Origin of the sequence: Phenylobacterium sp. (assembly GCF_013822795.1) — a bacterium.
Classification (GTDB): domain Bacteria; phylum Pseudomonadota; class Alphaproteobacteria; order Caulobacterales; family Caulobacteraceae; genus Phenylobacterium.
Genome location: NZ_PNLB01000021.1, coordinates 1 through 13,813 on the forward strand (window position 1 = coordinate 1; position 13,813 = coordinate 13,813).

The 13,813-nt window shown below is 69.3% G+C and carries 11 protein-coding genes; 6 read left to right on the forward strand and 5 right to left on the reverse strand.

Going from position 1 to position 13,813, the window contains the following annotated elements:
• Positions 1-88: 88 nt before the first annotated feature.
• The 3 genes from C0481_RS17545 to C0481_RS17555 all read right to left on the reverse strand — a co-directional run bounded on the left by C0481_RS17545 (position 89) and on the right by C0481_RS17555 (position 4,161).
• The gene (locus C0481_RS17545) at positions 89-1,891 is read right to left on the reverse strand and encodes an ABC transporter ATP-binding protein (RefSeq protein WP_293406189.1); all 1,803 of its coding nucleotides are present in this window, start codon (positions 1,889-1,891) and stop codon (positions 89-91) included.
• Between the two features lie 171 nt (positions 1,892-2,062).
• Positions 2,063-2,845 carry a DUF1365 family protein gene (locus tag C0481_RS17550; protein ID WP_293406191.1) on the reverse strand — a complete coding sequence of 261 codons (783 nt, stop codon included), beginning with the start codon at positions 2,843-2,845 and terminating at the stop codon, positions 2,063-2,065.
• Positions 2,842-4,161 (reverse strand): FAD-dependent oxidoreductase, encoded by a 1,320-nt coding sequence (locus tag C0481_RS17555; protein ID WP_293406193.1) that lies wholly within the window; start codon positions 4,159-4,161, stop codon positions 2,842-2,844. The genes C0481_RS17550 and C0481_RS17555 overlap by 4 nt, the downstream gene beginning before the upstream one ends.
• 136 nt (positions 4,162-4,297) lie before the next feature.
• Between C0481_RS17555 and C0481_RS17560 the strand changes: the two genes are divergently transcribed.
• From C0481_RS17560 to C0481_RS17575, 4 genes are all read left to right on the forward strand, one after another.
• A complete protein-coding gene (locus C0481_RS17560) occupies positions 4,298-5,326 on the forward strand; it encodes a cyclopropane-fatty-acyl-phospholipid synthase family protein (protein ID WP_293406195.1) in 1,029 nt (342 codons plus the stop codon).
• The gene (locus C0481_RS17565) at positions 5,323-5,736 is read left to right on the forward strand and encodes a DUF2177 family protein (protein ID WP_293406197.1); all 414 of its coding nucleotides are present in this window, start codon (positions 5,323-5,325) and stop codon (positions 5,734-5,736) included. Before C0481_RS17560 ends, C0481_RS17565 begins: the two co-directional genes overlap by 4 nt.
• Positions 5,737-5,926: 190 nt before the next feature.
• Positions 5,927-7,510: an AMP-binding protein gene (locus tag C0481_RS17570; RefSeq protein ID WP_293406199.1), complete on the forward strand. Its 1,584-nt coding sequence runs from the start codon at positions 5,927-5,929 to the stop codon at positions 7,508-7,510.
• Positions 7,511-7,581: 71 nt separating this feature from the next.
• Entirely contained in the window at positions 7,582-8,364 is a 783-nt protein-coding gene (locus C0481_RS17575; RefSeq protein ID WP_293406201.1) for a hypothetical protein, read from the forward strand.
• Here C0481_RS17575 and C0481_RS17580 read toward each other — a convergent pair.
• The gene (locus C0481_RS17580) at positions 8,361-9,272 is read right to left on the reverse strand and encodes a LysR family transcriptional regulator (RefSeq protein WP_293406203.1); all 912 of its coding nucleotides are present in this window, start codon (positions 9,270-9,272) and stop codon (positions 8,361-8,363) included. The two genes, C0481_RS17575 and C0481_RS17580, sit on opposite strands and share 4 nt — an antisense overlap.
• A 76-nt stretch (positions 9,273-9,348) precedes the next feature.
• On the opposite strand from C0481_RS17580, the gene C0481_RS17585 reads away from it, so the two are divergent.
• Together C0481_RS17585 and C0481_RS17590 are read left to right on the forward strand one after the other, a co-directional pair.
• The gene (locus C0481_RS17585) at positions 9,349-10,089 is read left to right on the forward strand and encodes a TorF family putative porin (protein WP_293406205.1); all 741 of its coding nucleotides are present in this window, start codon (positions 9,349-9,351) and stop codon (positions 10,087-10,089) included.
• Positions 10,090-10,429: 340 nt separating this feature from the next.
• On the forward strand, positions 10,430-11,593 hold the full coding sequence (locus tag C0481_RS17590) for a DegT/DnrJ/EryC1/StrS aminotransferase family protein (RefSeq protein ID WP_293406207.1): 1,164 nt from the start codon (positions 10,430-10,432) through the stop codon (positions 11,591-11,593).
• A gap of 358 nt (positions 11,594-11,951) precedes the next feature.
• Here C0481_RS17590 and C0481_RS17595 read toward each other — a convergent pair whose 3' ends face one another.
• Entirely contained in the window at positions 11,952-13,670 is a 1,719-nt protein-coding gene (locus C0481_RS17595; protein ID WP_293406209.1) for an alpha/beta fold hydrolase, read from the reverse strand.
• Positions 13,671-13,813 lie beyond the last annotated feature (143 nt).

Consider the following 13,813-nt stretch of genomic DNA (forward strand, 5'->3'; position numbering starts at 1 on the left):
TTGGCCACCCCGGCGTCGAAGGTTCCGAAGATGTCCTCGCCCTCGGACGAGCCGAGCGAGGCGCGGGGCTTTCTGACCTGATCCTGGCTCATGCGGCGTCCTCGTCCAGCACGGCCTCGGCGTCGGACCGTGTCTGCAGCTCGTAGAGATCGGCGTAGACCCCGCCGGCCTTGACCAATTCGGCGTGGGTTCCGCGTTCGGCCACCCGTCCGTCGTCCAGCACCACGATATGGTCGGCGTGCATCAGCGACGACAGCCGGTGGGCGATGATGATCGTGGCCTTGGTCGCGGTGGCCTCCGCCAGGGCGTCGCGCACCCGTCGCTCGGTCACCGCGTCGATGGCGGCGGTGGAGTCGTCGAAGATCATCACGCCTGGGCCTGGCACCACGCCGCGCGCGATGCTCAGGCGCTGGCGTTGGCCGCCTGACAGCGCCACGCCGCGCTCCCCGACCCGCGTCTCGTAGCCCTCGGGCAGGCCGGCGACGTGGTCGTGAATCTGGGCGGTGCGCGCCGCGCCTTCGATGCGCGCATCGTCCGCCCACGGATCGGCGTAGGCGACGTTGTGGCCGATCGAGGCGTCGAACAGGAACGACTCCTGCTGCACCAGCCCGACATACTCGCGCAGCGACGCCAGGGTCACGTCGCGGATGTCCTGGCCATCGAGGGTGATCGCCCCGCCGGTCACGTCGTAGAAACGCGGGATCAGGTTGGCGATGGTCGACTTGCCGCTGCCGGGCGGGCCCACGATGCCCAACGTCTGGCCGGCGCGGACCTCGAAGGAAACGTCGCGCAGGATCTGCTTGCCGTCCGGATCGAAGGCGAAGTCGACGTGCTCGAAGCGCAGCGTGCCGGCGCTCGGCGCCAGCGGCTTGGCCCCCGGCGCGTCGGCGATCTCCGGCTCCAGGTCCAGCACCTCGAACAGCCGCGCCCCGGACGAGGTCGCCCGCGCCGCGGCGTTGAAGATCATCGCGATCTGCCGGATCGGCGTCTGCAGCAGCGTCATGTAGGTCAGGAACTCAGTGAGCTTGCCGACGCTCATCTGCCCGCCGACCACTTTGTGGCCGCCGTACCAGAGCAGCACCCCCATCGAGCCGTAGAACGACACGGTCATCACCGCCACCGCCCGGAACCGCAGGGTGATGCGCTTGTAGGAGTAGTCGAGGGCGTCCTTCGAGGCGGCGTCGAACTTGCCCATCTCGAAGCGCTTGCCGGCGAAGGCTCGGACCACCCGGATGCCCTGGAGGTTCTCCTCCATGGTCAGGGTCAGCACCGCCATCAGCTCCTGCACCCGCAGCCAGGTGACCCGCAGCAGGAAGCCCATCCGCCCCAGCGCAAAGCCGGCGATCGGGACGAAGGCCAGGCCGATCAGCCCCATCACCAGATCGGTGCTCAGCATCATGTAGGAGGCGAAACCGAGCAGCAGCAGCAGCGAGACCAGCTGCATCACCCCGTTCTGGATGAACACCCGCGCGCCCTCGAGGTCGAGCATGCCGCGGGTGACCAGGTCGCCGGAATGGATGCGGTCGTGAAAACCGAAGCTCAGCCGCTGCAGCTGCTGGAAGTACTCCAGGCGCAGGTCATAGCCGACCCGCTGGCTGACATATTCCGACTGGTAGCCGGTCATCATGGTCAGCACGCCGCGGATCACCGTGGCGGCGATGACCAGCAGCGCCGTGGCGACCAGCGCGCCCTGCGCCTCGCCGGCATGAGCCGCCCCAGCCTTGAGCAGCGCGCCGGCCTGATCGACCCCCTGGCCGAACAGCCGCGGCAGGGTCAGGCTGGCCACCGCCGCGCCCAGCGAGCAGCCGATCGCCAGCGCCATCCGCCCCGGATAGTGCAGGGCCCGGGCCGTGATCCGTTGCAGCACGCGCGGCATTTTGCTGACGTCCACACGCGCTACGGTGGAGTCAGAGCTGCGCGCGCCCCGCTGGGAGGGGCGTGACTCGCTCATGGCAAGTTTCCATCTTGAAGTGTGCGGCGCATTCTGACGCGCACGTCTGCTGCGCGCCAGACTTGTTTTGACGTTATCGCAGATTTTGCAGGTTGTGTGACACGGCCGCTTCTAGCAGCCGGTGTGCGCGCCGATGGTCACCAGCCGCAGCGGCGGCGCCGGCCGCGGGCGCAGCGGTTCGCCCTTGGCCCACAACCACAAGGCTTCCCAGCGGATCGCCCACAGCACGCCGAGACTCATCAGCGGATGCGCGGCCCAGGCCCGCGCTAAGGCCGCGTCGGCCAGCTCACGCCGCTGCGCATGAAACGCCGCCGACAGCACCGGCCCAGCGTCGTCCTCGACCTCGATCGCCACGGCGACCGAATCACCTGGCGGCAAGACCTTGAACCGGTAGGTCAGGCCCATGTCCATGAACGGCGAGACGTAGAACTGCTTGTCGCAAAGCTGGCGGATCGGCCCGCCGTCGCTCGGCGCCGCGACCAGGTAGAGGTGGCGCTCGCCGAAGGTGTTGTTCACCTCATAGAGCACAGCGCTCAGCGCGCCGTCGCGGCGATGACAGAACCAGACGCTGAGCGGATTGAACCCCGCTCCGCCCAGCAGCCGCGGCATGCACAGCACCCGCACCGGCCCGCCGCCGCTCAATCCCGCATCCGCCAGAATCTGCTCGACCTGCGCCTTCAGCGGTCGACCGTCGCCATGCAGGTGGTCGGCCGGATGAAAACTGGCCAGCGCGCGTCGCCCCTGGCCGAACAGCCTCAACCGGCGAGCCAGCGGCTCGATCTCGTCGAGATCCAGCAGCAGCATGAAGATTCGATAGGTCAGCCGGTGGCGGCGTGGGCGGCGGCGCAGGTGGGTGACCCGGCCGGCATAGAGGCCGCTGGCCGGCGCGCTCATCCGGCCCGCCGCTCGGGCGGCAGGTGGATGCGGCTGGACTCGTCGGCCACGCGCCAGGGCCGCGGCGCGCCGCCCAGCGCCTCGGCGGTCGCCAGCCCCGATTGCAGCGCGTCCTCATGGAAGCCATGCCCGAAGTACGAGCCGCAGAACCAGGTCCGCCGCCGTCCCTGCAGCGCCCACAACTGGCGTTGGGCAGCGATGGCCGCGGCGTCGAATTGCGGATGGGCATAGGCGTCGGCCCAGAGAATGCTCTCCAGTTCGATCTCGCGGGTCGGGTTCAGGGTCACGAACAGGTCCTGCGGATAGTTCAGCGACTGCAGCCGGTTCATCCAGTAGGTGACGCAGCCCTCTCCGGGCTCCTCGCGCCGGCCGATGTGGTTCCAGCTTGTCCAGGCCGCCCGGCGCACCGGCATCAGCCGCGCATCGGTGTGCAGCACCGCCAGGTTCTGGCTGTAGCGGAAGGCGCCCAGCAGCTCGCGCTCCAACGGATCGGGATCGTGCAGCATCGCCAGAGCCGTGTCGGCATGGGCGGCGATCACCACCTGGTCGAACCGCTCGACGGCGCCGCTCGCCTCGCGCACCTCGACGCCCAGCAGGTCGCGGCGCACCGCCTGCACTGGCCGCGACAGCCGCACAGTTCCTTCGATCGCCGCCGCCAGCTTGCCGACATAGGCTTGGCTGCCGCCGCACACCGTGCGCCAGGCGCCGCGCCCGAACACGCTCATCATGCCGTGGTTCTGGAAAAACCGGATCAGGGCGGCGGCCGGATACTCGCCGATGGTGCGCAGCGGCGTCGACCAGATCGCCGCAGCCTGCGGCAGCAGGTGATCGTCGCAGAACGCCCGGCAGTAGCCGCGCTGCGCCAGATAATCGTCCAGCGAGGTCAGCGGCGCCTCGAGCTGGGCCAGGTCCTTGGGCCCCTGGCGATAGAACCGGGTCACGTCGCGCAGCATCGCCCAGTAGCGCGGGCTGAACAGATTGCTGGCCTGGGCGAACAGCGCCCCGGACGAGTATTCGAAATCGCCGTCGTCCAGCGAGACGCTCAGCGCCATGTCCGCCGCCCGGCTTTCGACTCCGAAGTGGTTCAGCAGGGCGGTGAAGTTCGGATAGTTGGGCTCGTTGTAGACGATGAAGCCGGTGTCGACCGCGATCGGCCCGCCGGCGCCCCGGACCTCGACCGTGTTGGCGTGGCCGCCCAGCCGGGCCTCGTCTTCGTACAGCGTCACCGCATGGCGCTGGCTCAGCAGCCAGGCGGCGGACAACCCCGCGACGCCCCCGCCGATCACGGCGACCTTCAATGGCGGCTCCCAGGTCACGTCGTGCTCCCATGCTCGCTGCGGCCAGCGGCCGGTCTTGGGAGTTACGACCGCGCCCCGCCCGCGGATGCAGCGCCGCATCCAAGCCCCGATCTGCGCCGTACCTGTTGGGTGCGGAATCATTCCGGAGGCGCCCATGCGGCTGCTTGCTTCGACGATCCACGCCTTCGAAGGCGCGCCGCTGCCGGACGCGGCGCGGCGGGCGGCTATCGGCCTGTTGGTGGCCGGGGCGCGTCGCAACCTGACCACGGAGCCGCCGCGGAGCGCCGCCGACTTCGCCCGCGAAATGGACGCCCGGCCGATCGCCGAGCACGTCCAGGCCGCCAACGCCCAGCACTACGAACTGCCCGCCGCCTTCTTCCAGGCCGTGCTCGGCCCGCAGCTCAAGTACTCGTCCGCCTACTATCCGCCCGGTGTCCGCACCTTGGCCGAGGCGGAGGAGGCCGCACTGTCGGAGACCGCGGCCCACGCCGTGCTCCACGACGGCCAGGCGATCCTCGAGCTCGGCTGCGGCTGGGGTTCGCTGTCGTTGTGGATGGCCCGCGCGTTTCCCGCCGCCCGCATCGTCGCGGTCTCCAACTCCGCCAGCCAGGGCGCCTTCATCCGCGCCCGCGCCGCCGAACGCGGCCTGACCAACCTGTCTGTGCTCACCGCCGACATGAACGACTTCGTCCCGCCGCATACCGACTTCGACCGCATCGTCTCGGTCGAGATGTTCGAGCACATGGCCAACTGGCGCGCCCTGCTCAGCCGGGCCCGGACATGGCTGAAGCCCGACGGCCGCCTGTTCCTGCACGTCTTCACCCATCGCACGACGCCCTACCGGTTCGACGTCGATGATGAGGCCGACTGGATCGCCCACCACTTCTTCACCGGCGGGGTGATGCCCAGCCACGACCTGGCCCGCCAGTTTCCGGACGAGTTCCGGGTCGAGGCTGACTGGCGCTGGAGCGGAACTCACTACGCCCGCACCGCCCACGACTGGCTGGCCAACTACGATCGCCGCCATGACGCGATCAAAGGACTGCTGGTCCAGACCTATGGCGACGACTCCATCCTCTGGGGCCGGCGCTGGCGCTTGTTCTTCCTGGCGACCGCCGGCCTGTTCGGTCATCGCGGCGGCGCCGAGTGGGGCGTCAGCCACTATCTGATGGCGCCGGCATGATCGCCCTGGCCGCCGCCTATCTCGCCGCCGGGGTCGCCTTCGCTGTGATCGACGCGGTCTGGCTCACTCAGATCGGGCCGCGCCTCTATCGCCCGGCCCTCGACGCCGTGCTGGCCGAGCGCTTCGACCTGCCTGCCGCGGTCGTCTTCTACTTGGTCTACATCGCCGGGATCCTCGCCCTGGCGGTGCTGCCGGCGGCGCGAGAGGGCGCGGGCCTGCCGCGGGCGGCGTTGAACGGGGCGATGCTCGGCTTCGTCGCCTACGCCACCTACGACCTGACCAACCAGGCGACGCTGAAGACCTGGTCCTGGACGATCACCCTCGCCGACATCGCCTGGGGAACTTTCCTCACCGCCTGCGCCGCGACCGCCGGCTACGCCGCCTGGCGCTGGGCGAGCGCCCGTCTTTGATCCGGCCCATGTTCGGATGCCGCACGCCGTTGTCGGCGGCCCTCAGCCGTGTGATTGTAGGTTTCCGAAACGGAAGCGGCCCATCCCGCAACGCATATTTCGCGTGGCGGCCGCCGGGGAAACGCCGTCTCGGATCATAGAAAAGATCGCTGCGCGGACCTCACCGGCCGTCGGCGACGGGAGGAATTTGATGGAAGATTTGAAAGAGCGCATGAGCCTGGAAGACGCCCTGAACGCAGCGGCGGCGACCGGCATGACCACCGCCGTCTGGGCTGGGCTGCAGCCGGACAAGGTCGCAGTGGTCAATCCTGACGGCAGCGCGCGGACCTTCGCTCAGGTGAACGCCGCGGCCAACAAACTGACCCGCCTCTTCCGTCAGCATGGCCTGAAGGCCGGCGACGCCCTGGCGATCGTCTGCTCCAACCGCGCCGAATTCATCGAGGTCCAGGCTGCGACCCTGCGCTCGGGCCTGCGCATCACCCCGGTCAACTGGCACCTGACCACCGACGAGATCGCCTACATCATCAACGACTGCGAAGCGAAGGTGCTGGTCGGCGAGGCGCGCGTCGCTTCGGTCGCTCCGGCCGCCGAGCAATGCCCCAACGTGGTCCTCAAGCTGGCGGTCGGCGGCGAGATCCCCGGCTTCCAGAGCTATGACGACGCCATCGCCGCGCTGGACGGCTCGGACATCGACGATCCGGTGCTCGGCAACCAGATGATGTACACCTCGGGCACCACCGGCCGCCCGAAGGGCGTGTTCCGCGAGGCCCCGACCATCACCCCGCAGGCGATGTACGGCATGCGCGGCTACGACGACGACTCCATCCAGCTCTGCGCCGGCCCGGCTTATCACGCCGCTCCGCTGGCCTTCGACATCCGCGCGGCCATGGGCGCCGGCGCCCCGCTGCACTTCATCGACAAGTGGGACTCCGAGCTGGTCCTGCGCACGATCTCGGAACAGAAGATCACCCACCTGCACCTGGTGCCGATCATGTTCCAGCGGCTGCTGTCGCTGCCCGACGAGGTCAAGGCCCGCTACCCTGTCGACCACGTGAAGTACATCGTCCACGGCGCGGCCCCCTGCCCGCCCGAGGTCAAACAAGCGATGATCGAGTGGTTCGGCCCGGTGCTCAGCGAGTACTACGCCGGCTCGGAAGGCGGCGCGGGCTTCACCATCTCGTCCGAGGAATGGCTGAAGAAGCCGGGCAGCGTCGGCAAGCGCCCGGCCCTGCTGCAGGTCCGTATCCTCGACGAGGAAGGCAACGACTGCGCCCCCGGCGTGCCCGGCGGCATCTACCACCAACTGCCGCCCGGCGGCGGGTTCCAGTACTACAAGGACCCGGGCAAGACCGCCGCCAACCGCGTCGGCGACTTCTTCACCATGGGCGACGTCGGCTTCTTCGACGAGGACGACTATCTGTTCCTTACCGGCCGCAACGCAGAGACCATCATCTCCGGCGGCGTGAACATCTACCCGCAGGAAGTCGACAACGAGCTCATCAAGCATGACGCCGTCGCCGACAGCGCCACGGTCGGCGTGCCGCACGACGAGTGGGGCGAGCAGGTCAAGGCGGTGATCCTGCTGAACCCGGGCTACCAGCCCTCCGAGGAACTGGCCCAGGAGATCCTGGACTTCGGCCGCAAGGCCCTGCCGGCCTTCAAGGTCCCGCGCAGCCTCGACTTCGTCCACGACCTGCCGCGCTCCGAAGCCGGCAAGATCCAGCGCAACAAGGTCCGCGCCCCCTACTGGGAAGGCCGCACGCGCCAGATCTGAGCCCAAAGCTCACGGACAGGCGGCGGCAAAATCGTTTGCCGCCGCCTGCCTGCCCCTCCAGCCTGCCGCTCATGACCGAGGATCAGCAGGCTCTTCTCGACCAACTCCTCGCTGCGCTCGCCGCCGACCCGCGCATCCGCTCGGCCTGGCTGTCGGGCAGTTTCGGCAAGGGCGACGGCGACGCCTGGAGCGACGTCGACCTGACGCTGGTGGCGGATGAGCCCGCCGCCTGCCTGCGCGACTGCGCCGCCGGCGTGATCGAGCTCCCCGCCACGGTGTTCTCGCGCCTCGTTCACGGCCGCATCTTCTCGGGCGTCACGCCCGCCTGGGCCCGCTTCGACCTCGCCTTCCTGACCCCAGCCGAATTCGCCCTTCAGGACGGCGCTGGACTCGTCCACCTGACGGGCGCTGCCGACGCTCCGCCGCCGCGTCCCGCCAGCCCGGATCCCGACGCCGCCGGCCGCGTCTCGCGCCTCGTCCACGAATTCCTGCGCGTGCTCGGCCTCTCGCCGGTCTGTATCGGCCGCGAGGAGTGGCTGGTCGGCCAGCAGGGCGTCGAGCTGCTGCGCGGCATGCTGGTCGAACTGATGCTGGAGGCGAACGGCGTGCCCCGCTCGGCCCGCGGCGCCAAACGCCTGAAGGGCTTCCTGCGTGAAGATCAACGCGCCGCGCTCGAGGCCTTGCCCGCCCCGGCCGCCGAGCGCGCGGCCCTACTGGCGGCTCAGGGCGAGATCGCCCGGTTGTTTCTCGCCCACGCCCGCCCGCTGGCGGACCGCCTCGGCCTCGCCTGGCCAGAGGCCTTCGAGGCCGCCACGCGTGAACACCTGCGCCGCGAACTCGACCTCGCGATCTAGCTGGCTGCGGCCCGGACCTGATCGAGGAACCAGGCGACGCCCGGATCGTCGGTATCGCCGCGGCGGACCGCCTCCACCGTCAACCGCATCGGTTCGAACGGCGGATCCAGCACCTGCAGACCCAGCATGTCGGCGTGGCGCTCGGCCAGCCGCCGCGGACAGGTGGCGATGGCGTCGCCGGCGGCGACCATCATCAGCACGGTCAGCCAGTGCGGGGCGCCGGCCCGCGCCACGATCGGGATCTCGAACGCCGCGGGCAGCGCCTCGTCGCCCGCCGTCTCGCTGCCCGCCATGGCGTAGACGTGCCCGACCTCGGCATAGGTCGAAAGGTCAATGCGCCCGTCGATCCGCGGATGGCCGCGCCGCGCCGCCACACAGTAGCGGTCCTCGTACAGCACCTCGGTCCGGACGCCGCCAAAGCCGGCGGCGAAACGGCCGACCGCCACGTCGATCTCCCCGCGGCGCAGCGACTCCAGCGCCCGGTCCTGCGCCAGGTGCTCGATGGTGAACACCACGCCCGGGGCTCGCTGCGCCAGCAGGTTCAGCAAACGCCCGCCGATCAGGTCGGTGACGAATTCCGGCGCCGACATCCGGAACACCCGCGTGCTGGCGGCCGGGTCGAAGGCCTCTCGGCCGCCCAGCGCGCCCTGAGCCAGAGCCAGCAGCGCCTCGACCTGCGGCTCCAGTTCCAGCGCCCGCCGAGTCGGGACCAGCCCGTGCGGCTTGCGCACGAACAGCGGGTCGCCGAACAGGTCGCGCAGCCGGCCCAGCGCATGGCTGACCGCCGAGGGGCTGAGGCCCAGCGCCTGCGCCGCCTCCTGCGCCTTTCGCCGCCGCACCAGCTCGCGGAACACCAGCAGCAGCCCGCCGTCCAGCCGCCTGACTTGATTGATATCGAAATCACTCATGCAGCGATTTCAGTAACATTGATATCCCACGCCCGGTACCCCTGACCTCCTCAGAACTTCAGAGAGCGAGGTCGAAATGAAACTGCGATCGCTTGCTCCCCCGTGCGGGCTGCTCACCGCCCTGGCGGCCGGTCTTCTCCCGACCGGCGCGCTGGCCCAGTCCGACTGGGGCGGGATTTTCTCTGCGCTCACCTTGACCAGCGACTACCGCTACCAGGGGGTCAGCAACTCCGACGGCCCGGCGCTACAGGGCTATGTCCACTGGCAGCGGCGCGACGGGCTCTATGCCGGGCTGTTCGCAACCCAGGTCGATTTCGACGACGGCTCAGGCGGCCCGACCTACGAACTCGACCTCTATGGCGGCAAGCACCTCGATCTGAAGGACGGCAAGACCCGCCTGACGGTGGAAGCGATGTTCACCGCCTTCCCCGACGAGCACGTCTGGGGCCCGACCTACAATTTCGTGCAGCTCAAGGCCGCCGCGCGTCGGACCGACGGGCCCTGGACGCTGGCGGCGACGACCAGTTTCGTGCCGGAGGCTTCCTATGGCGCGGGCCAAGCCTGGCGATTGGAGGGCGAGGCCGCCTACGCCGTTCGCCCCGGACTGACGCTGAACGCCGGGCTCGGCCGCCGCTGGGTCGAACGCGGCCAGGACCGCACCTATTGGACCCTGGGCGGGGCTGCGACCTGGAAGCAGGTCACCTTCGAACTGCGCTACGAGGACACCGACCTTGGCCGGGCCAAATGCGGCTTCAGCGACCGCTGCGACGCCGCCCTGATCGGCGCCCTGCGCCTCCCCCTGCCCCCGATTACTTAGATTACACGGTTATATAATCTTGAAACGCCGCAAATTCCGCAATTTGCGGAGAACATTTCCCCCATCGTGACTTCGCGAACATTTAGACGTTGCTCCACGATTGACGGAATGACCGCGCCGTTCCCTCGGCTTCCACAGCCGCCACGTGGCGTCTCGTTCGAATGGGTCCCTCAACCGCCCAGGCGCGCCAGCCGGGCGTGGAGGGGCCCGGTCCCGGTGGCGTCGGGGGGCGCCCCGGGACCATTTCGTTTCGGGCGAAACGTTCCGAAAACAAGCGTGTTTGGCCTAGGCTACCGACCCGTGCCATGAAGCGCGCCGCTTCGTTATGCGAGATGCCGACATGCCGATCCCCTTCATCGACCTGCAAGCCCAACGCGCGCGCCTAGGCCAGCCGCTCGAGGACGCGATCCTTAAGGTCGTGCGGTCCGGCGCCTACATCATGGGCCCAGAGATCACCCAGTTCGAGAAGGAGCTCGGCGCCTTTGGCGACGCGCCCTACGTGCTTTCCTGCGGCTCGGGCACCGAGGCGCTGCAGTTGCCGCTGATGGCCTGGGGCGTGGGCCCTGGCGACGCGGTGTTCTGCCCCTCATTCACCTTCGCCGCGACCGCCGAGGTCATGCCGCTGGTCGGCGCCTCGCCGGTGTTCGTCGACGTCCTGGCCGACACCTACAACCTCGACCCAGTCGCCCTCGACGCCGCCATCGAAGCGGTGAAGGCCGAAGGCAAGCTGACCCCCAAGGCGGTGATCGCGGTCGACCTGTTCGGCCAGCCGGCCGACTATCCGGCGATCTCGGCGGTGGCCAAGAAGCACGGCCTGAAGCTGATCTCCGACAGCGCTCAGGGCTTCGGCTGCACCCTGAACGGCCAGCACCCGATCCACTGGGCCGACGTCACCACCACCAGCTTCTTCCCGGCCAAGCCGCTCGGCTGCTACGGCGACGGCGGGGCGGTGCTATGCAAGGACGAGCGCCTGCACGACCTGCTGGTCAGCCTGCGCGTCCACGGCCAGGCGGTGAAGTCCGACCTCGAGGGCAAGACCTTCGACCATGATCCCAAGTACCTGAACCTGCGCATCGGCATGAACAGCCGCATGGACACCATCCAGGCCGCGGTGCTGTTGCAGAAGCTGACCATCTTCGCCGATGAGATCGCCGCCCGGAACCGCGTCGCCGAGCGCTACGCCGCCGGCCTCTCCGACGTCGTCAAGGTCCCGAAGGTCATCGAGGGCGGCGTCAGCGTCTGGGCCCAGTACACCATCGAGACCGACGACCGCGACGGCCTGATCGCCCACCTGAAGGGCCAGGACGTGCCGACCGCCGTCTATTACCCGATCCCGATTCATCGCCAGGACGTCTATTCGGTCTATCCGGCGCCGGGCGGCCTGCCGGTCACCGACGCCAAGGCCAAGGTGGTGATGAGCCTGCCGATGCACCCCTACCTGACTCAGGACGACCAGGACCGCGTCATCGCCGCGATCCGCGCCTATGTGAAGCGCAACGACTGATCGCCCGAAGTGAGATGGCGGACACGGCCCCTTGGGACCGTGTCCGCCGCCTCGGAGGCCTGACCGACCTCCCCCGAAGCCGGTCAGGGTGCGCCGGGGGGCCTAAACACCCTGACGACCTCGCTCTCGTCCACGGTCGTCGACCGTGGTCACGCCAGGATCCGGGACGATGGTCCCTGGCGAAGGGCGGACCCGCCGCGAAGGCTGGGTGGAGCCAAGGCGGCGGGCCCTCGACGGCGCCGGCGCCAGACCGCCGCCGTCGAATCCCAAGAATGTCGCTAGCGGGCTCTCTGCAGCTCTAGCCCGCCGCACCTTCAGCAGAGCCTGCGTCGCCCGCGGCTCGCATGACCCAAATGCACTAGGCCGCGGCCAGCTCGCGCAGGATCTCGTCCCAGTGCCGCAAGACGAGGAAGTGCCCGACGCCCGGCCGCACATGCACCTCGCTGGCATGCTCGCCCAGAAACGCCAGCAGCTGTGGCAGCGGCGTCAGCCGATCCTGCTCGCCGTGCCAGACGATCAACGGCGCCTTCAGCCCGTTCACGCTCATATTGCGCCCCCGCCGGAAGGCCCGCAGTTCGTCCGCGGGCCCGCGACTGGAACGGGCGAGGGCCTCGGTCATGTAAGCTGCGACATAGGTCGCGGCTTCCGGATGAGCGGCCAGGTAGGCCTGGTCGCCGGGCGACTGAGCGCTCGAGCGCTGCATCACCCGGATCATCATCGCCGGCGACAGCCGTAGCCGCAGCACCGCCAGGAAGGTCTCCACCAACCACGGATTGGCCTCGATGCGGCTGCGCATCAGGGTCAGCGGGTTGCGCGTTGGGTCGGGCAGGCCGCGGGGCGGGCGGCCGGAACAGATCAGCACCCGCTCGGCTCGCTCGCCCAAGGCGATGGCGGTCTGGATGGCCGAGGGCGTGCCGGACAGCGCAGCGGCGATCTGCAGCCGCTCCAGGCCGATCTGGTCGCACAGCTCGACCATATCCTGGGCGACCCCGTCGAAGCTGTAGTCGGGCCGCGGGTCGGATTGACCAAAGCCCGGCCGCTCGGCGCTGACCACGCGCAGGCCCAGCCGCCGCCCCACGGCGTCGGTCTCCGGCGGCAGCAGGCTGGAGCCGAGCCCCTCATGGAAGGTCAGCACCGCCCGGCCGCCCGGATGACCGTACTCGCGATAGGCCAGCCGCCGACCATCGGACAGAGTGACGAAACGCAGCGGCGGAGCCTGGGCGATCGCCTCCTCCTGGGCGCGGACCGGATCGTCCGCCTCGATCATCCCGGCCAGGGCCGACAGCTCGGTCAGGGCCTTGATCAGGTCGCTCTGCCGCTTCAACCCCATCTTGTCGAACACGGCGCGCAGCTGGTTGCGCACGGTGTTGACGCTGACCGACAGCTCGTCGGCGGCGTCCTGCAACGAGCGGCCGTCTCGCAGCTTGCGCGCCAGTCGCACCTCGGCCGGCGTCAGGCCGAAGCTTTCCGACAGCGAACTCCACAGCTGGCCGGCCTCCGCCGCGGCGGGAAACACCACCGCAAAGCTCTCGTCTTCGGCGGCCAGCACCGGCAGGTCGGCCAAGCCTGGCAGCGAGCGGGCCGGGACGACATAGGCGAAGCCCGGGCCATCGTCACTGCCGCGCTCCAGCTTCAAGATGATCTGGCCACGCTGTTGTCCCCGTGCTCGGGCCAATGCGGCGACCAGCGCTTCGGCGTTGTCGGGGTCGTGAAAGGCGACCGGCCGGCCGATCTCCAACCGCGACACCGCCCCTCCCAGGGCCGCAAGCACCGCGCCATTGTGGGCGATCACCTTGCCCCGCGGGTTCAGCAGCAGCCAGCCGATGTCGGGGCGCCCGCTCGTCGCAGAACCCTCGTCGGGCCGGCTGGCCAGCCGGGCGATGTTCTCGCTCAGCGCCAGACCGCGCAGAATCTCGGGATCGGGATCGCGGCCCAGCCCGTCCTCGTCGAGCACGTCGATCAGCCGCTCCCAGGCCTCGGGATTGGCGGCCACCTGGTACATGGTCTCGATCACCAGCCGCACGGCGTCAGGCGATGGCGGATCGTTCGCGACTTCCTGACTGTCGAGCAGAGCCATTAGGTTAACGCCGCGAGCCGAACGAAGGTGTGCCGTTCTGGTACAGAAAAACGGCGTTCGGGCAAGCTCTGCAAGCGCTGCACCGCCATGCGCCCGTCACAGCCTCGTGTGATGGCGGGGATGCCTATTGGGTGGCCACGCTT